Annotated in this window: 19 protein-coding genes and 2 tRNA genes; 9 read left to right on the top strand and 12 right to left on the bottom strand. The window is 65.7% G+C overall.

Features of this window, described 5'->3' with window-relative positions:
* A partial coding sequence (locus K2Y56_RS10600; RefSeq protein ID WP_292507340.1) for a PAS domain-containing protein occupies positions 1-1,694 on the bottom strand: 1,694 nt, incomplete at its 3' end.
* A 355-nt stretch (positions 1,695-2,049) separates the two neighbouring features.
* Between K2Y56_RS10600 and K2Y56_RS10595 the strand changes: the two genes are divergently transcribed.
* Positions 2,050-2,436, top strand: a complete 387-nt coding sequence (locus tag K2Y56_RS10595; protein ID WP_292507339.1) for a response regulator — start codon at positions 2,050-2,052, stop codon at positions 2,434-2,436.
* A 597-nt stretch (positions 2,437-3,033) separates the two neighbouring features.
* Here the strand turns inward: K2Y56_RS10595 and K2Y56_RS10590 are convergent.
* Positions 3,034-3,110: transfer RNA gene (locus K2Y56_RS10590), tRNA-Arg, on the bottom strand.
* Between the two features lie 147 nt (positions 3,111-3,257).
* Positions 3,258-4,001, bottom strand: coding sequence for a response regulator transcription factor (locus K2Y56_RS10585; protein WP_292507338.1), 744 nt, complete (start codon positions 3,999-4,001; stop codon positions 3,258-3,260).
* 585 nt (positions 4,002-4,586) lie between these two features.
* On the opposite strand from K2Y56_RS10585, the gene K2Y56_RS10580 reads away from it, so the two are divergent.
* Positions 4,587-5,231, top strand: coding sequence for a LuxR C-terminal-related transcriptional regulator (locus tag K2Y56_RS10580; protein ID WP_366848593.1), 645 nt, complete (start codon positions 4,587-4,589; stop codon positions 5,229-5,231).
* 65 nt (positions 5,232-5,296) lie between these two features.
* On the opposite strand, the gene K2Y56_RS10575 is transcribed toward K2Y56_RS10580, so the two are convergent.
* A complete protein-coding gene (locus K2Y56_RS10575; RefSeq protein WP_292507336.1) occupies positions 5,297-6,517 on the bottom strand; it encodes a DNA topoisomerase IB in 1,221 nt (406 codons plus the stop codon).
* A gap of 100 nt (positions 6,518-6,617) precedes the next feature.
* Here K2Y56_RS10575 and K2Y56_RS10570 point away from each other — a divergent pair, with 100 nt between their 5' ends.
* On the top strand, positions 6,618-7,766 hold the full coding sequence (locus K2Y56_RS10570) for a glycosyltransferase family 4 protein (protein WP_292507335.1): 1,149 nt from the start codon (positions 6,618-6,620) through the stop codon (positions 7,764-7,766).
* A complete protein-coding gene (locus tag K2Y56_RS10565) occupies positions 7,763-8,422 on the top strand; it encodes a methyltransferase (RefSeq protein WP_292507334.1) in 660 nt (219 codons plus the stop codon). The genes K2Y56_RS10570 and K2Y56_RS10565 overlap by 4 nt, the downstream gene beginning before the upstream one ends.
* 13 nt (positions 8,423-8,435) lie before the next feature.
* On the opposite strand, the gene K2Y56_RS10560 is transcribed toward K2Y56_RS10565, so the two are convergent.
* Both K2Y56_RS10560 and pbpC read right to left on the bottom strand, forming a co-directional pair.
* The gene (locus tag K2Y56_RS10560; RefSeq protein ID WP_292507345.1) at positions 8,436-9,086 is read right to left on the bottom strand and encodes a hypothetical protein; all 651 of its coding nucleotides are present in this window, start codon (positions 9,084-9,086) and stop codon (positions 8,436-8,438) included.
* A gap of 169 nt (positions 9,087-9,255) precedes the next feature.
* Complete coding sequence (pbpC, locus tag K2Y56_RS10555; protein WP_292507333.1) at positions 9,256-11,361, bottom strand: penicillin-binding protein 1C; 2,106 nt, start codon at positions 11,359-11,361, stop codon at positions 9,256-9,258.
* Between the two features lie 205 nt (positions 11,362-11,566).
* On the opposite strand from pbpC, the gene K2Y56_RS10550 reads away from it, so the two are divergent.
* Together K2Y56_RS10550 and K2Y56_RS10545 are read left to right on the top strand one after the other, a co-directional pair.
* A tRNA-Thr gene (locus tag K2Y56_RS10550) sits at positions 11,567-11,641 on the top strand.
* Between the two features lie 335 nt (positions 11,642-11,976).
* On the top strand, positions 11,977-12,270 hold the full coding sequence (locus K2Y56_RS10545) for a hypothetical protein (protein ID WP_292507332.1): 294 nt from the start codon (positions 11,977-11,979) through the stop codon (positions 12,268-12,270).
* Between the two features lie 86 nt (positions 12,271-12,356).
* Here K2Y56_RS10545 and K2Y56_RS10540 read toward each other — a convergent pair whose 3' ends face one another.
* Complete coding sequence (locus K2Y56_RS10540; protein ID WP_292507331.1) at positions 12,357-13,754, bottom strand: hypothetical protein; 1,398 nt, start codon at positions 13,752-13,754, stop codon at positions 12,357-12,359.
* 454 nt (positions 13,755-14,208) lie between these two features.
* Here K2Y56_RS10540 and K2Y56_RS10535 point away from each other — a divergent pair, with 454 nt between their 5' ends.
* Positions 14,209-15,015: a class I SAM-dependent methyltransferase gene (locus K2Y56_RS10535; RefSeq protein WP_292507330.1), complete on the top strand. Its 807-nt coding sequence runs from the start codon at positions 14,209-14,211 to the stop codon at positions 15,013-15,015.
* 196 nt (positions 15,016-15,211) lie between these two features.
* On the opposite strand, the gene K2Y56_RS10530 is transcribed toward K2Y56_RS10535, so the two are convergent.
* Positions 15,212-15,718: an ankyrin repeat domain-containing protein gene (locus K2Y56_RS10530; protein ID WP_292507329.1), complete on the bottom strand. Its 507-nt coding sequence runs from the start codon at positions 15,716-15,718 to the stop codon at positions 15,212-15,214.
* A gap of 114 nt (positions 15,719-15,832) precedes the next feature.
* Positions 15,833-16,669: a tetratricopeptide repeat protein gene (locus tag K2Y56_RS10525; protein ID WP_292507328.1), complete on the bottom strand. Its 837-nt coding sequence runs from the start codon at positions 16,667-16,669 to the stop codon at positions 15,833-15,835.
* Between the two features lie 113 nt (positions 16,670-16,782).
* Between K2Y56_RS10525 and K2Y56_RS10520 the strand changes: the two genes are divergently transcribed.
* Positions 16,783-18,171 carry a M17 family metallopeptidase gene (locus tag K2Y56_RS10520; RefSeq protein WP_292507327.1) on the top strand — a complete coding sequence of 463 codons (1,389 nt, stop codon included), beginning with the start codon at positions 16,783-16,785 and terminating at the stop codon, positions 18,169-18,171.
* A gap of 16 nt (positions 18,172-18,187) precedes the next feature.
* Here K2Y56_RS10520 and K2Y56_RS10515 read toward each other — a convergent pair whose 3' ends face one another.
* Positions 18,188-19,054, bottom strand: coding sequence for an EcsC family protein (locus tag K2Y56_RS10515; RefSeq protein ID WP_292507344.1), 867 nt, complete (start codon positions 19,052-19,054; stop codon positions 18,188-18,190).
* 162 nt (positions 19,055-19,216) lie between these two features.
* A complete protein-coding gene (locus K2Y56_RS10510) occupies positions 19,217-20,554 on the bottom strand; it encodes an MFS transporter (protein WP_292507326.1) in 1,338 nt (445 codons plus the stop codon).
* A 240-nt stretch (positions 20,555-20,794) separates the two neighbouring features.
* Between K2Y56_RS10510 and K2Y56_RS10505 the strand changes: the two genes are divergently transcribed.
* On the top strand, positions 20,795-21,544 hold the full coding sequence (locus tag K2Y56_RS10505) for a sensor histidine kinase (protein WP_292507325.1): 750 nt from the start codon (positions 20,795-20,797) through the stop codon (positions 21,542-21,544).
* Positions 21,545-21,548: 4 nt separating this feature from the next.
* Here the strand turns inward: K2Y56_RS10505 and K2Y56_RS10500 are convergent, their stop codons facing one another.
* The gene (locus K2Y56_RS10500; protein ID WP_292507324.1) at positions 21,549-22,136 is read right to left on the bottom strand and encodes a class I SAM-dependent methyltransferase; all 588 of its coding nucleotides are present in this window, start codon (positions 22,134-22,136) and stop codon (positions 21,549-21,551) included.
* Positions 22,137-22,138: the final 2 nt, after the last annotated feature.

Genomic DNA, 22,138 nt, shown 5'->3' with positions numbered 1-22,138 from the left:
ATACCGGTGAACCCGATCACCGCGTTGAGCGGCGTGCGGATCTCGTGGCTCATCGAGGCCAGGAAGGAGCTCTTGGCTTCGCTGGCCGCTTCCGCCTGAGTTCTCAGACGCAGCGCCTCCGCCGTCGCCGCGCGTTCGGCCTCCGCCCGCTCGTGTTCGACCGTCTTGTCCCGAATGATGCACAGGACCCGTTCGACCTGGTTGTGCCCGTCATGCATGAAGCTCACGAGCACGCTGAGCCACTGTCCGCTACCGGTCCTGGATGGGCAGAAAATCTCGGTTTCCACGACGGGAGACTCGCAGGCCTGGAGCATCGCGGTTTGCAGGTTCTCTACGCTCGACCGGGGAAACAACGAAAACAGGCGACGGCCGATCAGGGCGCTGGGCTCGGGCCTGTCGTGAATCCAGTGAGCGCTGCGGCTCGCGAATTCGACCTGCCCCTCGGGACCCGCGACCAGGATGACGTCGGGGCTGTTCTCCATGATCTTCCGCGTCAGGACCGAGGCCTCGCGCAGGGCGCCGGTACGCTCTTCCACGCGCTGCTCGAGCGCCCGATTGCTCGCTTCGAGCGCCGTATCGCGTGCGGTCAGGTCAGTGATCAGTCTTTCAAGTGAGGAGCTGAGGGCATTCGCCTCCCGATAACCGCCGGAGGGTACTTGGGTATTGCGGTCGCCGAGACGATGCCGCTGGGCGAAGGTGACCAGAGCCAGGAGCGGCCGCGTTGTCACCCGTGCGATCAAGAGCCCGAGCAGCCCAAACGGGACAGCCAGGGCGACGCCCCAGAGCAGGATGGCGTGGTTGAGCGCCGTCACCGGCGCGAGGGCGGTCCGGGTGGGCTGCCGAATGACGACGGTCCAATCCATGCCGGCATAATCAGCCGTGCCGACGGACCGGCTGGCCGAGACGAGGAAGGGCTGGTCGCCGCCGAAGGATACGACGGCTGAGCTGCGGTGCCGCGTGGTAGCTGCCTCCGCGATCGCCCGCAGGATGTCTGGGGCGAGGCGCTTGCCCATGATGTCGGTTGGACCGAGCAGAACCTCGCCGTCGTTGCGCAGGATCAAGCCTTCGATGCCGCTTTGCCGTTCCTCGAACGGTGCCAGGATCGAGCGCTCGATCCGGCGTGCCCAGGTCCAGCTCATATGGCCGCCAAGGACGCCGATCAGCCTTCCTTCACCGTCATGGACGGCTGTCGCGACATCGACGAAGCGCAGAGGTTCGCCATCGGGCAAGGGCGGAAGTTTCTGGGCGAGCAGCACGGCTTCGTGAACGTCACCCGCATAGGGCCTCACTAGCGCTCCGCGAAACCAAGGCCGCTCGCGCACGCTTTTTCCTTCGAGGAGCCCTCCCGAACTCGCCAGGACCAAGCCGTCGGGATCGACGAAGCCGAGCCAGGCATATTCCTTGTGCTCGGCCTGAACCGTATCGATCCATTTGCGCCAGGTCGCCGAAGTCGCCGAGACGCTCTCGCCCATCGTGGCAAGCGTCCTCACGAGCAGCAGGTTGTCGTGCATCACGGCATCGAGCCGGTCGCGCAGATGCTCGGCGTATCCCGACAGCTCATGCCCGATCTGTTCGCGAAGTTGTGCGGCCGCCATGCGCTCGGCCGTAAGGCTGACGCAGAATGTCAGGGCGAGGGCAAGGATCCCGAAGACCGAGGCGAGCAGCGCCCGCAAGCTGATGGGGCCCTGTCGCACGCGAACGGTCCTGAAACTGATGGACCATGATCAGACAGGAGAATCCTTAGTTTTTCGCTACTTGGGCAGTTTGGAAAGCCAGATCGGCGTTTCAGCCACTCACGCAACGAAAGATATCTCGGGATATTGTTTTGAGCGCCAAGAGTAATTGGCCCAGCAATCGAACGTTATCCATCTCACCGACCGGGATCAAACGTTGACACCCTCGTGACCGTTTCGCCACGAGGGTGCCCTGAACTCTCACAAGTGTTTCCGTGATCCTTTAACCGGGCATAGAGAATCTTCGGCTCGTATCGGAACGACGACGCGGTGATCCGCGACACGCTCTTCCCAACACTCAGCCAAGAGGCTTACGATGTCCGCTGCCCCCCTCGTCGTCGTCGCGGACGACGACACGATCACGCGCTCGATCATCAATCTGAAGCTGAAGAGCCGCGGCTACAACGTGATCACGGCCTCCGACGGCAGCGAGGCACTCAAGGTGATCGAGACCGAAGCTCCAGACCTCGTCGTCCTCGATGCGATGATGCCGGGCATCAACGGCTTCGAACTGCTGCGGCAGATCAAGACGACCCCGCGGACCGCCAAAACCCTGGTGGTGATGCTGACCTCGAGGAAGCTCGAACAGGACATCGTCGGCGCCCTGAACGCAGGCGCGAGCGACTACCTCGTAAAACCCTTCATTCCAGAAGAACTTGCCGTTCGGATCGCGCGCCTCTTACCGATCAATAGGCAGCAATAGATCGAGGCGCGCGAGGGACGGGTTTCTGGCGCGTGATCACGATGACGATTTTGCGTCGCCCTCAAGAAGCAAGAAGATCGATCGTTCAGCAACTCGGATGGGGTCGTTGCACCCCGGAATTGCGAGCTCCGAAAGCGTCAGACTTTGCCTTCCGAAGGCCTTCCCGGCTGAACACCCTTTGAGGGATCACCGTTCTCGGATTCCCTCAACGTCGGACCGGACGTTCCCTTGCCCGGATGTCCTGTCAGCTCGTCGATGTTGCCGAGAGCCCCTCCTTCCTTCGTACTGCCAGCATTCGGAACGTCCTTGTCGCCGGGCTTGACTGGCTTGCGCATGGCTTCCTCCGCTCAGTTTACATCTCAACCGGGATGGTCGAGCGGCGTTCCGAGGAGAGTGATGAGCCGGCGATCACAATAGTGCTGGCAAGCTGACAAACCGAGCAGACCAAGTCAGGCAGGACTGGTGCGGCGGCCATGGATCGATGGCCGAGCGCGGCTGATCGCGGTCAGCGGCACGGTCTGACGATCGTCCGACAACCTAGCCAAAGCGTGGGCAAGCAATTCGCTATGAAAAATATTGCTTTGCGATTGAGGTCGATGGCGCGCCCGAAAGGATTCGAACCTCTGACCCCCAGATTCGTAGTCTGGTGCTCTATCCAGCTGAGCTACGGGCGCGCGATGCGACGGGCTGGCAGCGATTGCCGTGCCGGTCGGAGGCGGTGTCTAAGACCTTCGTTTGCGGTTGGCAACCCTTTCCCGGAGACAATCCGACGCTTCTCCGCTTCCGGTCCTCGTGAGGCGTCTCGGAAGCGTTCGAACTGATCAGGGTCGCGGCGAGTCATCGCCATCGCGGTTCGAGAACAGAAGGCGGGCGCCATGCACCGCGGCGGCGGCCCGGTTGCTCACCTTGAGGGTTCGGAGCAACGCCGCGACGTGAACCTTCACGGTGCCTTCGCTCAACGAAAGAGCACGGGCGATCTCCTTGTTGGCCTTGCCGTCGACGATCAGCATCAGCACGTCGCGCTGGCGCCGGGTCAGGTCCTTGAGGATACCGTTAGGGTCGTCGTCCTCCTGCCTCGAGGAAGGGGATGAGATCGCCGCGGGCGAGGGCGACGCACTCGTCCTCGCCGCTGCGCTCGGTGGTGCCTCAGCGAGGCTGGGAGGCACGTAGATCGCACCCGAAAGGATCATCTCGATGATGCGCGTCATCTCCGCCGCGCCGAGGCCCTTCGGCACATAGCCGTGGGCCCCCGCTTCCAGGGCAAGAAGGATGTCGCGCCGATCGGTCGAAGCCGAAACGATCGCCGCGACCACGCTCGGAAAACACTCTCGCACGGCGCTCAAGGACTTCGCGCTGCCCATTCCGGGCATGTCGAGATCGAAGAGCGCGAGGTCGACCTCGCCGTCGTGCTCTCCCAGCCGAGCCAGCGCCTCGTCAAGGGAACCTGTTTCGATGACTTCCGTGAAATTGAGCCGGCGCACCAGGATGGCACTGAGGGCGAGGCGAAAATACTCATCGTCATCTGCCACGACTGCGCGTCGGGGCACCGAGAGGGGTTTAGTCATCGTCGGGTTCAACTCAAGCGGGCGAAAGGGCATTTCCGGTACGGCATCCATCGTGCCGCGTTTCACACGTTTCTCATAGACATCTCCAGCATTTCTCGGCTCTCGCAGGGTCGCAGCCAGGGCCAAAGGCAATGGGGTGCACAGATTGTTGCAGTATACGATGTCTGCGGCCGGTTATGCGCTGACGTTGCCGTTGTCGACATAATGGGAAATGTCGGTGTGCGAAGCCTGATCTCCGATGTCTTTTGATCGATCGGGTGCGCGTCATTCCGGTAGCGTCCTGCACGGTCGACCGTTGGCGAACAAGAACCCGGTTTGGGACCGGCGATGTCCCATGTCGGTGCAGCCAATCAGCCGCGGAGAACGCAAACCGGACGGCGACGACATCGGCTGCATCCACCGAGCCGGATTTCCACCCAATTTTACTAAATTTTGCCGGAAATATCGGGAAATAAACCTTAACGAATTACTGGAACAGGTCTTGATCTGCCTCTCCCCATCCCGGTCGCGACGTCTCGCCGCGGGACAAGAAGGGGAAGCGGAATGAACGCAACCGTTGGGGTCCTAATCATTGACGAAGCGGATGTGCTCGATCCGTCGCTTCGAGCGGCGCTCGAGCACGAGCCCGCACTCTGCACACTCAGCGAAGGTGATATCGATGAGCTGCGCGGTGAGCCGGCGGTCGCTCTGGTCGTCCTCTCCGAGGCTGGGTTGAAAGCCACCGCGTTGAAGATCGCCACGCTGAAGCACAAGCAAGCCGACCTGAAGGTCGTGGTCGCGTTCCAATCGCTGCCCGGCGAGGCCCTGCGCCTGCTGCTCGCCTCCGGGACCGATGCCGTCGTGGCGCGTCAGTCCTCGCCGCGCGAAGTCTGCTCCGTTCTCCTCGGGCTGATGCAGAGCAGCGCCGCGGCAATTGCCAAGCCAGAACCCAGCCGCGACCTCGACCTGGGAGATGGTCTGACGCCGCGGGAGGCTGAGATTCTGCGTTTCCTCAGCGCGGGCTTCAGCAACAAGGAGGTCGCCCGCCGCCTGAGCCTGAGCGTCCGGACCGTCGAAACGCATCGCCTGAATCTTCGGCGCAAGACCCAGACAGGCCGCCTCAAAGATCTCGTCGCTCTCGCCCGCAAGCTCGGCCTGGCGCCTGTCGTGGATGTGGATAGCCCACGCCGCTCATCCAGCGAGGCTCACCCTGCCATGCCGAAGCCCAGCCTTGAAGCCAGTCCTTACTGAACTCGGGTGTTCAGCCGGGCGGGATACCGCCCGACGATACGAAATCTATGCCTCGGCCAGTATCTTTACGCCTCGGCATAAATGCGCTTGGAAGACGAGCGGCGCTGGGCGGAACCGTTCGCGGCTCGGTTTCCTCCCGAAGGTGTAAGCTTGGACTTCCTCTTGCTCGGCAGGTTCGGCGAAACGACTACACGATCCGATCCTTCAACCGATAGGCGCGACTGAAGCAGGCCCAGAACGGCAGCCTCCTCAGGTCGCAGGCACCCAAGATCGTCTCGCAGTTCCTCCTCCACCGCATCCTTCACCTGCAGGAGGAGCGCTCCCTCGACATAGCAGTCGAGAACCTGCGGGTGGATGTAGCAGGCACGGCAGACCGTCGGCGTATTGCCGAGGCGCGCGGCGACGCGCTCGATGGCTGCGCGAAGGTTCTTCTTCGCCTTGGCCTGGCTGTCGAAGGCCTCGAATTCCTGCAGCGCCATGGCAGCCAGCACGGTGCCGGCCCAAGTCCGGAAATCCTTGGCGGTGATGTCCTGCCCGGTGATCTCGCGCAGGTACGCATTGACGTCGGCCGAGGTAACATCGCAGCACTCGCCCTCGTCGTCGACGTACTGGAACAGCTCCTGGCCCGGCAGGTCCTGGCAGGCCTTCACGATCCTGGCGACGCGCCGATCCCTGATGGACAGGTTCCAGGTCTTGCCGCTCTTTCCCTTGAAGCGGAATTTCAGCTCCGGCCCGTCGACCTTCACGTGAGGGTCCTTGAGGGTGGTGAGCCCATAGCTCTTGTTGCTGCGTGCATAATCGTCGTTGCCCACCCGGATCAGCGTCGCTTCAAGGAGATGCACGACGGTGGCGAGCACCTTGTCGCGCGGCAGGCCGCGGAGCGACATGTCGCGGTCGACGCGGGTACGGATGCCCGGCAGCGCGTCGGCGAAGGCGGTGATGCGGGCGAACTTCGTCGCGTCCCGCGCCTGCCGGAAATCGGGGTGGTAGCGGTACTGCTTTCGTCCCTTGGCATCGCGCCCGGTGGCCTGGATGTGCCCCTTCGGGTTCGGGCAGATCCAGACATCGGTGTAGGCCGGCGGGATCGCGAGCGAGCGGATGCGCTTGAGCGTCGCCGCATCCCTCACCGGCACACCCTTGGCGTCGCGATAGCCGAAGCCCGTCCCGGCCTTGCGCCGGGTGATACCGGGGCGCGAATCGTCGACATAGACCAGACCGGCTTCCACCGCCGCGTCGCGGGGATCGGTGACGCCGCATCCTTCGCTCTCGTCGCTACGCGCGGCCATCGACGCTCCCTTGATACCGTTGTGGACCGCCGGACAGGCAGCGAGCGTCAACCGAGCCGTTCGCGCGCTGTTCCTGCGGCAACGTGCTAGAGGCTCGGCCATGGATAACTCCACGGCCACAAAGCCGACGCAGCTCGTCTTCGTCGTCACGGAAGACTGGTTCTTCGCCTCGCATTTCCTCGGCTTCGCCCGTGCGGCGGTAGCGGCCGGACTCTCGGTCGCCGTGGTGACCCGGGTGCGCGATCATCGCGCGGTGATCGAGGCGACGGGCGCGCGGGTGGTGCCTCTCGAGGCCGAGCGCTCCAGCCTCAATCCGATGGCGGCCGGCTACGCGGCCGGCCAGCTCGCCGCGATCCTGAAGGCGCTTCAAGCCGACATCGTCCATTGCATCGCCCTGCGTGGCATCCTGATCGGCGGCACCGCCGCGGCGATGGCGGGCATTCCCGCACGGGTCTACGCTCTGACGGGCCTCGGCCTCATGGGTGCCCGGCAGGACCGGATCGGGCGCACCGCGCGGCTCGCCCTGCGACACCTGATCCGCGGGCCGCTATCATCGCAAAAGACCCGATTTCTGTTCGAGAACCCGGACGATGCGAGGGCGCTCGGCCTCGACCCGGCCGATACGAGCGTCACCATCGTTGGCGGCGCCGGAATCGACCCGGCGGCCTATCCGGTCGCGCCGTCGCCGGGGATGCCGCCCCTCCGAGTCGCCGTGGTCGCGCGTCTGCTGTGGTCGAAGGGTATCGACACCGCCGTCGAGGCCGTGCGCCGGGCACGCGCGGAGGGAGCTGCGGTCGAACTCTCGCTCTACGGCGCTCCGGACCCCTCGAACCGGCGCGCGATTCCGGAGGCGACCCTCAGAGAGTGGAGCCGCGACGGGATCGTCTGGCATGGGGCGACCGCGGACGTGCCGGGCGTCTGGGCGGCACACCACGTCGCCTGCCTGCCCTCGCGCGGCGGCGAGGGCCTGCCGCGCACGCTCCTCGAAGCGGCTGCCTGTGGCCGGGCGATCCTCACCACCGACGTGCCCGGCTGCCGCGACCTCGTCCGCGACGGGATCGAGGGGCTCGTGGTCCGACCCGACGATCCGGCGGCCCTGGCCAAGGGCCTGATGCGGCTCGCCGCCGACCCGGCCCTCGTCGCCCGGATGGGTGCGGCTGCCCGAACCAGGATCGAGACCGGCGGCTTCACCGAAGAGGCGGTCACCCGCGCGGTCTGCGCGATCTACGCGGAGCTGGCGCCGCGATGATGGACCCGGACGACGCCCTCGCCTTCATCCGCGCCAATACACGCCTGCGTCCGGTGCCGCACGCACCGGAGATCCAGCTGCACGTGGCCGACGAGGCAACGGAGCTATGGCAGAAGACCGAGGAGGAACTCGCCGAGATCGGCCTGCCGCCGCCATTCTGGGCCTTCGCCTGGGCCGGCGGCCAGGCGCTCGCCCGATACATCCTCGACCATCCCGAACTGGTCGCCGGGCGCCGCGTCCTCGATTTCGCGTCCGGCTCCGGCCTTGTCGGCATCGCCGCCGCCATGGCCGGTGCCTCTGCCGTGACGGCGACCGACCTCGATCCGTTCTCGATTCCCGCCATCGGGCTCAACGCCGAGGCGAATGGCGTGCTGTCGCGGATCGCGGCGATCCAGGCCGACATCATCGGCACCGATCCGGGCGACGCAATCGTGCTGGCGGCCGACATCTTCTACGAGCGCGACATCGCCGGCCGCGTCACCGAATGGCTCGGTGCCCTCCATGCCCGCGGCGCGACGGTGCTCGTCGGCGATCCCGGCCGCGCCTACCTGCCGCGCGACCGGCTCGGCGTCGTCGCGACCTACGAGGTTCCGGTGAGCCGAAGCCTCGAGGATGCCGAGATCAAGCGCAGCCAGGTCTGGCGGTTCGGCGGATAGAGGCCGTCAGGCTTCAGCTCCGAGCCGCCCGAAACAGCCGGCGCAGCACGGCGTGGGTCGCGCCGCACAGAACGAGCGGGATGCCGGCGAGCAGCGTCAGGAACCAGGCCCAGGCCGGCATCCAGCTCTGCGCCTGATGATCGCTCATGCCCCAGACATAGTTGATGTTGACCGGCATCAGGCCCGGATCGGACATCGGCGCGGGCATCAGGAAGAAGCAGACGAGGAGCACCACCACGGCGAGGGCCGACCAGGCCGCCCAGGCGCGCCGGTCGTAGCCGAGGCGCCAGACGAGATAGACGAGCAGGAACGGCAGCCAGCCGTGGAAGAGCGACAGCCCGCGCAGGAACAACGAGTTCTCTGTCTTGAACATGTAGGCCGTCATGCCGGTGAGCGGCATGCCGATCGCCCCGGCGAGGAAATCGACGACCCAGATCACCTGCGGCGCCAGAACCCCGACCGCGCACATCGAGACGAGGAGTGCGTCCTCCCTCCAGATGCCGACGAGCGTGAGAATGAGGGCGAGATCGCAGAAATACAGGAAGTTGGTCGGCCCGTAATAGGCCCAGTAGACCGGGATGAGCACCGCCATAAAGGCCGTGTAGGCGAGCTTGAGGGCAAGCGGCACCCGGCCCCTGGCGAGCGTCGCCACGCCTCCGGCGATGGTCTTGGCCGGATCGGTCTCGCCGTCCTGGAATGTCGCTTCGGTCACCGGCTGCCCCTTATGTAACGCTGTTCAAACGCTAGGGCCGAGCTTCGACCGGAGTCTGTGCGAAATCACGCACCCGTCACCCGACCCGGCATCGGCATGCGGCTTTCCGGGGGCGAGAGGCTCATTCGAGCCGCACCACGACGCTGTCGCTGGCGCCCGACGCGTCCATGACCGAGATACGGGCGAACCCCGCCCCGTCGGGCGTCCAGCTCGATTGGCGGCGGGCGCTTTCGGCCACCGGCAGGCTGTTGACCATCCAGGTCAGGGGCGGAACGCCGCCGAGCGCCTTGAGGGCGAGTGCGGCGGACGCGCCGGACTCGGCGAGCCCAAGATCGATCCGGGCGCCGTCCGGCGGGTAGGCGATGCGAAGGGCCGCGCCCTGCCCGGCCACCAGGGTCTTCGGCGCATCCTTTCGGATATGCCGCAGGGGCGGCGGCAGGGTCACGGTGGTGGCGACGAGCGCTTCGCGGGCGAGCGGTACGGGCTCGGGCTCGCCGCCATATCGGGCGAAGGCGTCGAATAGGACCGGCGCGGCGACGAGACGCCCGACGAGACCGGGCACGGCGTTGCCGTCCGGCCGCCCGACCCAGACGCCGATGGTTACACGCCGGTCAAATCCGACGGCCAGGGCGTCGCGATAGCCATAAGACGTGCCGGTCTTGTAGGCGATGCGGTTCGGCAGGGCGTTCTCGGGCGGAGGCGCGCCGCGCAGGATGTCGGCGACATAGGATGCGGCGACGGGATCGGCGATCAGGCTCTCGGAAGCCGGTGCCTCGCCGAGGCGGCGCAGGAGGGTCGGCACGGAGCCGCCGCGGGCCAGACCTGCGAACAGACGGGCGGTGTCGGTCAGGGTGATGCCGAGACCGCCGAGCGCAACGGGCAGGCCGGGAGCGGTATCGCGAGGAAGCGCGATCCGGGCGCCTGCCGCCCTGAGCCGGGCGATGAAGCGCGCCGCGCCGACCACTTCGAGCAGGTCCACCGCCGGAACGTTGAGCGAGAGCTGAAGTGCACGGCGCGCGGTCACGATGCCCTGGTAGCCGAGATCGAAATTCTCCGGCGCGTAGGAGCCGGCGAACCGCAAGGGCCGGTCCTCGAGCAGCGTCTCGGGATGTGCAGCACCGCCCTCGAAGGCGAGCGCATAGATGAAGGGCTTGAGGGTTGAGCCCGGCGAGCGGATCGCGCCCGTCATGTCGATGGCGCCCATGCGGCTCGCATCGGTGTAGCCGGGGCTCCCGACCTGAGCGATGACGGCGCCGGTCGCGTTGTCGACAGCGAGGATGGCGGCCGAGATGCCGGGACCCACGGCGGCGGCCCGTTCGTTCGCCAGGGCCTCCAGGCTCGCCTGAAGCCGGCCGTCGATGGTGAGGCGGAGTACCTGCGCTGACGGCTCGGCTGCGATGGCGGCATCCGCGGCATGGGCCGCCAGCATCGGAAACGGCTTTCGCGCGGTCGGCACCGGCTCCGCCTTGGCGGCCTCGGCTTCCGCCTTCGTGATCACGCCGCCCGTGGCGACGCGGTCGAGCACCCGATCGCGGGCGAGCCGGGCGCGCTCGGCGAAGCGATCGGGCCGGCGCGCCTCCGGGCTCTGCGGCAGCCCGACGAGAAGCGCCGCCTCGGCGAAGGAGAGCCGCGCCGGCTCCCGCCCGAAATAGGCGAGGCTCGCCGCGCGAAGACCTTCAACCGGCCCTCCATAGGGCGCGAGCGTGAGGTAGAGGTCGAGGACGCCCGACTTGCCGAGGCGCCGTTCGAGCTCGATCGCCCGGACCATCTGCCGGAGCTTGGCTCCGAGGGACCGCTCGGACCGAGGCTCGATGAGCCGGGCGACCTGCATCGACAGGGTGGAGCCGCCGGAGACGATCCGGCCGCTGGTCAGCCATTGCCAGGCGGCGCGGCCCAGAGCGATCGGATCGACACCGCCGTGGTTCGCGAAGCGCCGATCCTCGTAGGCCACCAGCATCGCGAGCATGCGCGGATCGACCTCTGCAGCCGTCATGGGCAGTCGCCAGCGCCCGTCAGCGGTCGCGAAGGGGCGCAGCAGTCGCCCATCGCGGTCGAGGACGATGGTGGATCGCTGGTTCGCCTGCGTCAGATCGAGGGGCGGAAGGCCTTCGGTGAAACGCCAGAGCGCCAGCCCCGGCAGGGCGACGAGAAGACTGAAAGTCCCGATGAGGATGACGGCGAACCGCAGCCGCCTTTCCCGCTCCAAAAATCCCCGCCTACGATCCATCTCAAGCCCCGTTGAAACGACGCCAGGCGAATATGGACCGAAGCCAGGTCGCAAGCCACGGACGATCGGGGCAATCCGATGCGCGAAAACACCTCGCCGGCGAAGACGCGGCAAACAGGGGCGTTACGGCGATTGCCAAGCCCCCGGTGATCCGCTAATGCCCGTGCCGGTCGGGGCAGGCGCCTATCGCGTCGCCCCTCCGGACGCTGCTGTAGCTCAGTGGTAGAGCACTTCATTGGTAATGAAGAGGTCGACAGTTCAATCCTGTCCAGCAGCACCAGAAATTGCGAGCATGCACAACTAGTTAGGTGAGTCCGCGGCTTTGGGCCGAGCGATTCATATTTGGCTGGGCAGCACGTGGGCAGCACTGTTTATGGCATTGCCAACGCTGCTTTCTGCGACGGGATGCCACAGCTTGAACAGTCAGAAACCTCCCGTCGGCGCACACTAGAGACGGTCTGGCGCGTTCGGACTTTCTTAACTCTGTCGCTCCATCGCATCCGGCCGACTTCAGCCGCCGGATCGCATGTCAGCTTCACTCGCCTTCTCAATCGAGCATCCCGACATCGCAGCCTGGCGACAGGGCTTCATGACCTTGAAGCCGAGCACATCGCCATGTCCCGGTCTTCCGGCCCGAAGTGGCAGGCCGTTCATGCCGCCGCAGGAGAGTTCCTGGATCACTATGCGACAGAGGCGGCCGGCTACGGCTGGACGACGCTGCAGCTCTTTGGTGTTCACCCCTTCCTCGGCGTCGTCCGCTCGGACTATTGCGGTGCTCTCGTGCTCAGCGGCGAGAAGCCGTCGGGCGTCGAGCCAGACCGCATCCTGTTCCAGCGGACCCACTACCGCCGCGGAGTACCGGGCGTGCCGACCGGCAGCGTGCCGCTCTGGTCGTTCACGGGGAAGTAGCTCTCCGAGCGGCGCTGTCTCATGACGGCCGCGCTGCAGGTGATGATCTGTGGCGCCGCGTTCGATCGACCTGTGAACATCATCTGCTACCGCAGCGCGACACCCAAGAAGGAGCCGCTGCAATTGAGATGGGTGGGGTTCGTCGACGCTACGCCTGCATTGCAACCGCTCACGGTCCCAACATAAACCGGCGTTCCTTCCGAACCGCGCGGCAGAAGAAATCCGATCGGTTTGGTCGGCGCGTTAAGATGGCCGGGATTGCTCGTCACGACCCCAGCACTCGGGCCATCCGCAAGGCTGGCGTAGAGGGCCGGTCCGCTCGAGGCTGATCGACTTGCCAGCGTCGAGCCAATCGGCATGGTCGCGCAGCCTCCAAACCGTGGATCGGTCGTGAGGATGCCGGCATTACAGTTCGGCTCTGTACCGACAAACAGCGTCACACCCCGATCAGGTTCTGCCTTGCTTCGGTCCTGGGAAGGCGAGGTTTCGGCTTGCGGTGCAGCGGTGTCGTGACGGGGCGCTTGTCTGGCAGCCGCTGTCTGGCGCCCATCCAGGGCAGCTTGCAGTGCGGTCATTCCGGCTTGAACGTCTTGAAGCGTCCCGATCAGCACGTAGCAGGTAAACGTATGATCTCCGGGCGAGAGGTTGGCTTCGCGAAAGACGCAGTTCCATTTAACCGTCGCGTTGCCCGGCTCAGGAAGGTGAGCAAAGCTCCACCGTCCGTATCCCTGGTTGGGAAACGCGGGTTGAGGCAGACCCGCGCTGTACACACCCATGGCATGGGAGCCGTCTTCGGTCGCCAAGATGACGGGAAGGTTCTGTTCGCCTGGCCCATCAGTGAGCGGTGATAACTTTCGCGGTGCTGGTTCGTAGGTCCAGAAGCGCGAAAAACCGGCTGGCATGTAGGCGGTGGCTACCTCGAAAGTCGCGGAGCCGTGCGGTCGTGGAACGGAGAACGTCGCCCGGTATTCGATGGCGTTCGCGACGCCATGAGCGCCGATCGTGACGCGCTTCATCAGCGCGTAGTCAGACAGCACCGTATCGTAGGGTCCTGGCCCCTTTGAACAGCCCGCCGAGGTTGTCCCTGGCGCTAGCCAGAAGGCCATCTGGCTCCATGTCTGAAGCCAGCTCCGACCCGTTTGCACCTGATTCAAACGGCTTGAGCTTGTCTCACCTGTACCGTCTGCATCGCTCCCGGCTTCAGTCGGGTTGAGACACTCTCCGTAGTCATCGAACGATGCTGCGGACTGCAGTTCGCGGCCGTGATCGTAGGTGTTCACGAACTCGCGCCCGGACCAGGTCAGGCTGTCGATCGCTCCCGCCATGCGGGAGGAGGTGCTGACGACGATGTCTGATCCGCCGAATGGCTGACGAATCTCGACTCGGTTGCCCTCGGCGGACCACTCGACCGCTGGACCGTCTTCCGCCCATGCCGGACAGTTAATCGACAGAAGCAGCGCAAACAATCCGACCGCCAACCTCATTTCCACTCCTCACCAGTCCATTTGACGCGTCCGAGGGTGAACCGGTCAAATTAGCTGCACAAGGCATCCAAGCTCGGCCTTTCGAGGCCGCCGAAGATCCGCGGGGCAGACGATTCTACGTGCCGAAGACCATCCTCGAGCGGGACGTCGTTGCCGTCACGATGCATGCGCCATCCGCACGCCATAGGTTTTCTCTGCCCCGCAGCCCTCAACTGGCTCATGCGATGACAGCTTTAGAAGCGCTCTCCTTCGCTGCCGTTCAAGCAACAAGCCATTTTTATCGGTACTTTGCGGCTCAGGCGTCGAAAACAACTTACTCATTTGAGGTAGACCATTTGAATTATCTAATACCGAATTCGGTTCCGCGTAAGTTCGATTGCATCATGACATCGATAAGCGGATTATAATCGACATCCAAAGGCGCGAAGAGTGTTAATCATTGACAGGACGGACCATGAACGAGATCCAGCCTCACAATGAGAAGCCCGCGAGTGTCTGGAACTCGGGCGGTGGGCGCTATAACGAAATCAGCCGAGGCATTGCCGATAGCATCGAGCATTGCGTGCTTCGCCTCGATCCCAGGCCTGGTGAAAAGGTCCTCGACCTCGCGACCGGAACCGGTTGGACGTCTCGCGTCGTCGCTCGGCGCGGAGTTCAGGTGATTGGCGTGGACATTGGCCCCGACCTCATCGCGTTCGCGGCCGATCAAGCAAGGGCGGATGGCCTCGACATCACGTACCAAGTCGCCGACGCCGAGAAGCTTCCATTCAGCGACGGCGAGTTCGACGCCGTGATCTCTACTTGTGGCGTGATGTTCGCGAGCCGCCCCGAGGCCGCCGCGTCCGAACTGGGGCGGGTGTGCCGCAGCGGCGGGCGCATTGCGCTCACGACTTGGTTGTCGGACAGCAACGTTTTCCAGATGTTCATGGTGATGAAGCCCTATATGCCGACGCCGCTCGTACCGGTGGCGCCTTCGCCATTCGAATGGGGCCGGACGGAACGGATCGCGGATCTGCTGGGCAAGGACTTCGACTTGGCCTTCGAGAAGGGCGTCTCCTACTACCGCGAGCCCAGCGGCGTAGCGGCCTGGGAGACTTTCTCCGACGGCTACGGGCCAACGAAGGCTCTCGCCACTTCACTCGATGAGAACCGCCGCTCCGAACTGCGCCGAGATTTCATCGCCTTTAGCGAGCAATTCGCAACACCACTCGGTATCTGCGTGCCGCGAGAATACTGGGTGACGAGGGGCATCCGCCATTAGGGCTGTCGTCGCATGAGCCAGTCGACGCAATTCCAATTTTTGATTGGCATATTGCGACGGCCCACCGATTCGATGAAAAACGAAACACCCCTAAGAACCGGCCGCGAAACTTTTGGGCACGAACCCCTCGACAGTTCAATCCTGTGCAGCAGCACCGGATTGTTGAATCATTTTATCTGACATCCAGACGACGCGATCACGCCAGGTTGCGTAGCTGCGCCGTCGTGTCCACCGCGCCCATCTGCTCGGCGAGGTCGGCGGCGGTAGCACCTGCGGAATCGCGCCGGTGCGGGTCGGCGCCGTGGGCGAGGAGAAGGTCTACAATCTCCGTCCGGTTGAACATCGCGGCGAGCATCAGGGCCGTACGGCTTCCGTCGCCGGTGCCGTCGATCCGGGCGCCGCGTTCGATCAGGAGACGAGCCATCGCGATATCGCCCTTGAAGGCGGCTCCGGCGAGGGGCGTCTGTCCGCGATCGTTGGCGATCTCGGCATCGCCTCCGTGGTCGAGAATGGCCCGCGCGGTGCCTTCCTGCCCGTTATAGGCGGCGAGCATCAAAAGGCTGTCGCCCTTGTCGTTGCGCAGGTTGGGCGGGAGGCCCTGTCCCAGCAGCTCGGCGAGTTCCTCGGTATGGCCCATCCGGGCGAACTGGAAGACGCGGCCCGCGAAGGCCAAGGTTGCGTCGTCGAGGACGGGAGGCGCCATGTGTCCTTGGTCCAAACTCATCGCCGGCGTTTCCCTTTCGCACATCTGTACCGCATCGCTTATGCCGTGGCCGGCGGATCGGTTCCAGGGACGATAAAGCGGGCAGGATGTCGCTCAGCCGGGCGGCAGTTCCGACGCCGCAGCCGTCCGCTTCCCAGGCGGCTTGGCAGCATTCGGACGTGCGGATTGCGCCACGAAGGCGCGCAGGGACGCCGCGTTGGCGGCGGCGGCGTCGGGGGTCAGGTCGCGGCGGGAGATTTCCTCGGCCTCCGCGAACTTGCCGCGCAGCCCGAGCACCAAAGCGAGGTTCTGGCGCACGCGGGCATCGGCCTGCGGCAGGGAGGCGGCCCTGCGCAGAATGGTCTCGGCCGGATCGAGCTGGCGTGCGAGCGCGTAGGACAGTCCGAGATTGGACATCACTGTCGGCTCGTCTGGCTGGATCTTGAGGGCGGCCTCGTAGAAGGCCTGGGCACGGGCATGGTCGCCAAGTTGATCGGCGACGGCGCCCTGGGCCGAGAGCACCCGCCAATCCGGCCGTGCCGGAGTGTGGGCGTTCTGGAGCACGTCCGCGGCTTCCGCGAACCGTCCGACATCCGACAGCGCCTTGCCGTAGGCGGCGAGAACCGCCGAATTCTTCGGGTTGCGTAGAGCGACCTGCTGGAGGACCGCGACGGCCTGGGGCTTCTGGTCGGTGGCGCGCAGGGCCTGGGCGTAGCGTAGCGAGATCCCGATATCGCCGGAATCGGCGGCGTATTTCTCTCCCAAAGTCTCGACATCCCGGCGGCTCACGACGTTCCGGTCCCGCGACGCACCGCCGAGGAACGAGAGAGACGGCGTACCGATCGAGCCCGTCGTCTCGGGCGACCGTGCCTGGCAGCCGCCGAGTACCAGTCCGGCCGTGAGGAGGACGGGTGCCACTCTGAGCCGTGGCAAAAAGCGGGGCCGGACCATGACGCACTCCGAACAAGCAGGCCGGCCTCGCGCTTCACGCTACCGGTCAGCTGGTGTTAGAGCGTTAACCCTAATCTCCGGTTAATCCGCTCCGCTCGCGAACCTAAGGGCCCATGACGCGCCTCCCCGATCTACTCCCCTCCGGAACCACGGCCGTGCCCGTCGCCTGCGTCTCGGCCGCGGGCTGGGCGGCCATCAGGGAGGGGCTTTCGCAACGCCACCAGGCCTATTGCGCCGCGGTGGACTTCGCGCCCAAAGCCGGACGCATCGTCCTGCTGCCGGGCGAGGACGGTAGGGTCGCACGGGTGCTGTTCGGCCTCGGCGAACCTGGTGGGGATCGTCTCGTCGCCGGCAAGCTTCCCGGCCTGTTGCCGCCGGGCGCCTATCGCTTCGACGATGGCCAGGATGCCGGCTTCGATGCGGCCGAGGCTGCCCTCGCCTGGTTGCTCGGGAGCTACCGCTTCACCCGCTACCGGCAAGCCCCCCTCTCCCCCAGGCTCGTCGCACCGGACGGGGTCGATGCGGCGGAGATCGTGCGGATCGCCTCGGCGGTCGCCATGGGGCGCGACCTCGTCAACACGCCTGCGAACGATCTCGGCCCGGCCGAGATCGAGGCGGCGGCCCGCCTCCTCGCCGAATGTCACGGCGCCGCCGTTGCGGTGACGAAGGGCGAGGCGCTCGCCCGCGACTTTCCGATGATCCACGCGGTGGGGATGGCCTCGCCCCGCGCCCCCCGGCTCATCGACCTGACATGGGGTGACGACGGGGCACCGCTCGTCATCCTCGTCGGCAAGGGCGTTGCCTTCGACACCGGCGGCCTCGACATCAAGCCCTCGGCCGGCATGCTGCTCATGAAGAAAGACATGGGCGGGGCTGCCGCGGCGCTGGCCGCCGCCGACATGGTGATGGCGTCCGGTCTCCCGGTGCGCCTGCGTCTCCTGATCCCGGCCGTGGAGAACGCCGTCTCCGGCAACGCCTTCCGGCCCGGCGACGTGCTCCGCAGCCGCGCGGGCCTCAGCGTCGAGATCGGCAACACCGATGCCGAAGGGCGGCTGATCCTGGCCGACGCCCTGGCGCTCGCCGATTCGGAGACGCCGGATCTGCTCATCGATTTCGCCACGCTGACGGGCGCCGCCCGCGTCGCCCTCGGCCCCGACCTGCCAGCCTTCTTCACCGAAGACGATTCCCTTGCCGAAGCGGTGATGGCCTCGGCGAAGGCGGCAATCGACCCGGTCTGGCGAATGCCGCTCCACGCGCCCTACGCGAGTCTCCTTGAGTCGAAGGTCGCCGATCTCAACAACGTCTCGGGCGGGCCCTTCGCGGGTGCAATTACCGCCGCCCTGTTCCTGCGCCGCTTCGCCCCGAAGACCAAGGCGCATATCCATTTCGACCTCTACGGCTGGAACCCGACCACGAAGCCTGGAAGACCCGAGGGCGGCGAGGTCCAGACCGCACGGCTCGTCTTCGACCTGATCAAGCGGCGCTGGCCGAAGTGGGCCTGATTCCCACTGCCCTGAATCAAGCGCCGAGCGCCGCCTTCTCTAGTTCGTAGGCTGCCCGCACGGTTCCCTGACCGTATACCCGCTCGAGCCTCCGCACCGTGAAATGAGCGCGAGCCGTGGACTGGAAGTGGTCCATGAAGGCGACGTTGACGGCTGCGCCGCCCATGGCGCCGACGATCGGCACAGCCTGCGCCGCGACCTTCTGCGAAACGACCAGGCCGAAACGCGAGGCGATCTGCGTCGAGAAGCGGATCAGCGCCGGCGCAGCCTCGTCCAGGAGCGCCTTGTTGCCGGCATAGCGGGCGGCTTCGGCCAGGGTCCTGGCAAGGGCAGCCCGCACTGCAAAATAGCCGCTATCGCTGAGGCTGCTCTCGGCGCTCGAGCGCCCACCGAGCGCGAAGACCTGGACGCAAGCAAGGGCATTCTCCGGTTTCGCGAGATCCTCACCCTCTTCCCTGGCGATTTCGGCGATGGAACGAAGCATCAGGGTGGTGGAGAGCGGGAGCTCGACGGCAAGGGTCGCCAACCCGAAAGCGCCGCCGACGGCGCCCGAGACGCCCGCGAAAATCTTGTGGCGGGTTTCGCTCGATCCTCCGATCCAGTCGAAACGGCCCGGAGCAGGGATCGCGGATGCATCCACGAGGCTCTGCTCACCCTTGGCGGCAGCCTCCGGCAGGCTGGCCAAGGCGATCCGAAGGGCTGTGCGCATCGCCGCCTCGGTAGAGCGGGCGACGACGTCGGTGATGGGCGCGGGCAGCGCGCGGCCAATCATGTCGAGGGGTGCCCCCACCGCAGCCGAGAGACGTGCGGCCAGCCCCGGCTTCTCGAGGGCGAGGACGGCGCGCTTCAGGGCGTCCCGGTCGGCATCGGTGAGAGTCGGCATGGCGCTCGCGGCCGGCAGGGTCTCGGTGTCGCTGGGCAGGGCGATGTCTGTCACGGGTGTTTCTCGCACGGATGTCTCTCGCTCGTCTTCGACAGATGCGAACCACTGCCCTGGCAAGGCCCGCCCGCGGGTTTGGTTCCGAGTGTGAAGGTTTGCGACACATCAGACCTTGGCGGCGATCGCCTCTTCCTCCGGAGCAGCGACGGCAGCGGTCTGCGTCTTCCCCTCCCCCATCGCCGAGAGCACGAGGCAGAGAAGTGCCACGGGTATGCCGATGGCGGCAGAGGCCGCGAAGAAGTTCGGATAGCCAAGGCCATCGACCATGTAGCCGGAGAAGCCGCCCACGAACTTGCCCGGCAGGGCATAGAGCGAAGAGAGCAGTGCGTATTGCGTCGCCACGAAGGCCGAGGAGGTCAAGCTCGACATGTAGGCGATCAGCGCCGTGCCGGCGAAATTGCCGGCGAAGTTGTCGATCGAGATGCTGGCAACGAAGAGCGGCGTGTCGTGGCCGTTCAGAGCGAGCCAGGTGAACATCAGGTTCGAGGCCGCCCCCGCGATCCCGCCGACGAGCAGCGTCGGCTGCATGCCGAAGCGCAGCACGCAGAAGCCCCCCGCGAGGGCGCCGACGATGCCGATGATCACCCCGTAGATCTTGGTGACGTTGGCGATCTCGGTGAGCGTGAAACCCTGCTCGATGTAGAACGGCTGCGCCATCACGCCCGAGATGATGTCGGGCAGGCGGTAGAGCATGATCAGCGACAGGATCAGGATCAGCTTACCGCCTTTGCGGCGGACCAGGTCGCCGAATGGCTCGACAACGGCGATCCTCAGGGTGTCGGCAAGGCTGCGTCGCTCGCCGTCCACGACAGGAGCGTCCTGGCGGGGTGCGGCGAGCGCCCCGACGAGGCCGACGAGCATGAGGACGGCCATGGCGCCGTAAGCGGCAGACCATCCTGCACCTTGAGCGATGTAGAGAGCGCCGGCTCCAGCGAACGCGCGGGCGATCGCATAGCCGAGCTGATAGGCGCCCAGCATCACGCCCTGACGCTCCGTCGGCGCCGCGTCGATTCGCCAGCCATCCACCACGATGTCCTGCGTCGCCGAGGCGAAGGCGGTCACCAGGGCGCAGATCACGATGAAGACGAGACTCTGGTTGGGCTCGCCCTGGCTCATCCCGATGAGACCCGCCGCGACCACGAGTTGCGCAAGCACCATCCAGGCCCGGCGGCGCCCGAGCCAGCGCGTCAGTATCGGCAGGTCGAGCCGGTCGATCACCGGTGCCCACAGGAACTTCAGGGAATAGGCGAAGGAGACGTAGCTCAGGAGCCCGATGCTGGTGCGCTGGATGCCGGCCGTCGCGAGCCACGCCGAAAGTGTCGAGAATACGAGAAGGATCGGCAGCCCGCAGGCGAAGCCGAGGGCGAGCATCAGGGCGACACGCGAATCCTCCACCACGTCGCGGAACCCGAGTTTCTTCGATGCCGCGGGGCCATCAACCATGACAGGGGAACTCCTCAGGGCCTCGACGCCTTAATGGTCCAGAAACGTGGCAGCCATGAGCCGCAGCCGCCGCGCGACGATTGATGGGACAGGGAACACGCCGGCCGTGGCCATACATCGGACCGATCCTCGTGTCTGCGATCCGAAGGGCACGGCTTCGCGAAATCATTCCCCGGTCTGCCGCATCCAAGTCTTTGCACCGCAACGCCTATCGGCGAAACTCATCGTGGGGACGTCGGCTTGAACTACATCAGGATGGTTTCACGCCACGCTACGGGCGTCGTGAAAGAACGCGTCGTTCGTCCCGGCGCGCCATCGCGGGAGCGGCTTAGCGGTCGCACCCTGCGCCAGGCCGACGAGCGCATCGCCGCCTTGGAGGCGGAACTGCGACGGAAGACGGAGATGCTTCGCGAGGTCGACCATCGCGTGAAGAACAACCTCCAGGTGATCTCTTCGCTGATGCTCCTCAAGACGAGGCGCACGCCCGAGGGCGAAACCCGCGATGCCCTGCAGGCGATGGCCGAGCGCGTCGGCGCTCTCGCGGCCGTCCATCGGCTGCTCTATTCCGTGGACGAGTCGGTACGCCTCAACATCCAGGATTTTGCCTCGGAGCTGCTCGGGGATCTCCTCGCCGGCGTAGACACCTCGCGGATCTCAGTCGCGGTCGATTTCGAGGCCATTACCGTCTCGGCCACCATGGCCGCTCCGCTGGCGCTGCTGGTCCATGAACTCGCCACCAACGCGATTCGCCACGCCTTCCCTGGAGACCGCGCAGGCCGGCTGTGGATCGCTGGGATCAGGCGGGGGGATACGCTCCACATCCGCGTCGAGGACGATGGCGTGGGACAGGGCACGCCGAGGACCGGAGGTTTCGGCCGTTCGCTGATCGACATGGTCGTACGGCAGCTTCGCGGCACGATCGCCTGGAGCGATGCACAGCCTGGCACCAGAGCCGAGGTCGTCGTCCCGCTCGACGAGGCGATTCGCTAGCCGGCTAGGCTCGCGCGCGCAGGACGTCGAGGCGATACTGTGTGGTCCGCGTCTGGTGAACGATATCCAGCCAGCCTTGGCCGTGCTCGATCACAAGGCCCACCGCCTCGTCTCCGCCGAGCGGATAATGGGTCGCTCCGAGCCAGTTCACGAGGACGACGTCTCCGCCCGGTTCGAGCACCTGCCTGAGGTAGGAGGCGAAGGTCGCCATGTGGCTACGGCTAAAGAAGTAGATGACCTCGGACAGCATCACGAGGTCGAAGGGGCCGGGAGGGCCGTCTAAAGGCAGGGCCGCCTTGGCGAAGCTGACGTGTTCGAGGCCGGAGCATCGTGCCTGCGCAGCATCGAGAGCGGATTGCGCGACGTCCACGGCGATGAGTCTGGTGCAGCGCGCGGCCAGCCGCTGCGTCAGCACCCCAATGGAGCATCCGACCTCCAGGCCGCTGGCATAGGTCTGGCGTGGAAGGCTCGCGAGGGTTGCCTCGTATTTGCCGCGCTCGTAATCGCTGGTCTCGAAGCTCCAGGGGTCCGGGTTCGACGCATAGAGGTTGTCGAAATACTCCGGCGGAACGGTCGTGACGTGGCGCGTCATGG

This window comes from Methylobacterium sp. (assembly GCF_019745455.1).
Lineage (GTDB): Bacteria > Pseudomonadota > Alphaproteobacteria > Rhizobiales > Beijerinckiaceae > Methylobacterium.
This window is presented reverse-complemented; position numbering and strand designations above follow the sequence as displayed.

Coding starts and splice junctions, on each gene's coding strand:
- K2Y56_RS10595 (WP_292507339.1), top strand. CDS start 2,050: ATGTCCGCTGCCCCCCTCGTCGTCGTCGCGGACGACGACACGATCACG.
- K2Y56_RS10585 (WP_292507338.1), bottom strand. CDS start 4,001: ATGACTAAACCCCTCTCGGTGCCCCGACGCGCAGTCGTGGCAGATGAC.
- K2Y56_RS10575 (WP_292507336.1), bottom strand. CDS start 6,517: ATGGCCGCGCGTAGCGACGAGAGCGAAGGATGCGGCGTCACCGATCCC.
- K2Y56_RS10570 (WP_292507335.1), top strand. CDS start 6,618: ATGGATAACTCCACGGCCACAAAGCCGACGCAGCTCGTCTTCGTCGTC.
- K2Y56_RS10565 (WP_292507334.1), top strand. CDS start 7,763: ATGATGGACCCGGACGACGCCCTCGCCTTCATCCGCGCCAATACACGC.
- pbpC (WP_292507333.1), bottom strand. CDS start 11,361: ATGGATCGTAGGCGGGGATTTTTGGAGCGGGAAAGGCGGCTGCGGTTC.
- K2Y56_RS10545 (WP_292507332.1), top strand. CDS start 11,977: ATGTCCCGGTCTTCCGGCCCGAAGTGGCAGGCCGTTCATGCCGCCGCA.
- K2Y56_RS10540 (WP_292507331.1), bottom strand. CDS start 13,754: ATGAGGTTGGCGGTCGGATTGTTTGCGCTGCTTCTGTCGATTAACTGT.
- K2Y56_RS10535 (WP_292507330.1), top strand. CDS start 14,209: ATGAACGAGATCCAGCCTCACAATGAGAAGCCCGCGAGTGTCTGGAAC.
- K2Y56_RS10530 (WP_292507329.1), bottom strand. CDS start 15,718: ATGGCGCCTCCCGTCCTCGACGACGCAACCTTGGCCTTCGCGGGCCGC.
- K2Y56_RS10525 (WP_292507328.1), bottom strand. CDS start 16,669: ATGGTCCGGCCCCGCTTTTTGCCACGGCTCAGAGTGGCACCCGTCCTC.
- K2Y56_RS10520 (WP_292507327.1), top strand. CDS start 16,783: ATGACGCGCCTCCCCGATCTACTCCCCTCCGGAACCACGGCCGTGCCC.
- K2Y56_RS10515 (WP_292507344.1), bottom strand. CDS start 19,054: ATGCCGACTCTCACCGATGCCGACCGGGACGCCCTGAAGCGCGCCGTC.
- K2Y56_RS10510 (WP_292507326.1), bottom strand. CDS start 20,554: ATGGTTGATGGCCCCGCGGCATCGAAGAAACTCGGGTTCCGCGACGTG.
- K2Y56_RS10500 (WP_292507324.1), bottom strand. CDS start 22,136: ATGACGCGCCACGTCACGACCGTTCCGCCGGAGTATTTCGACAACCTC.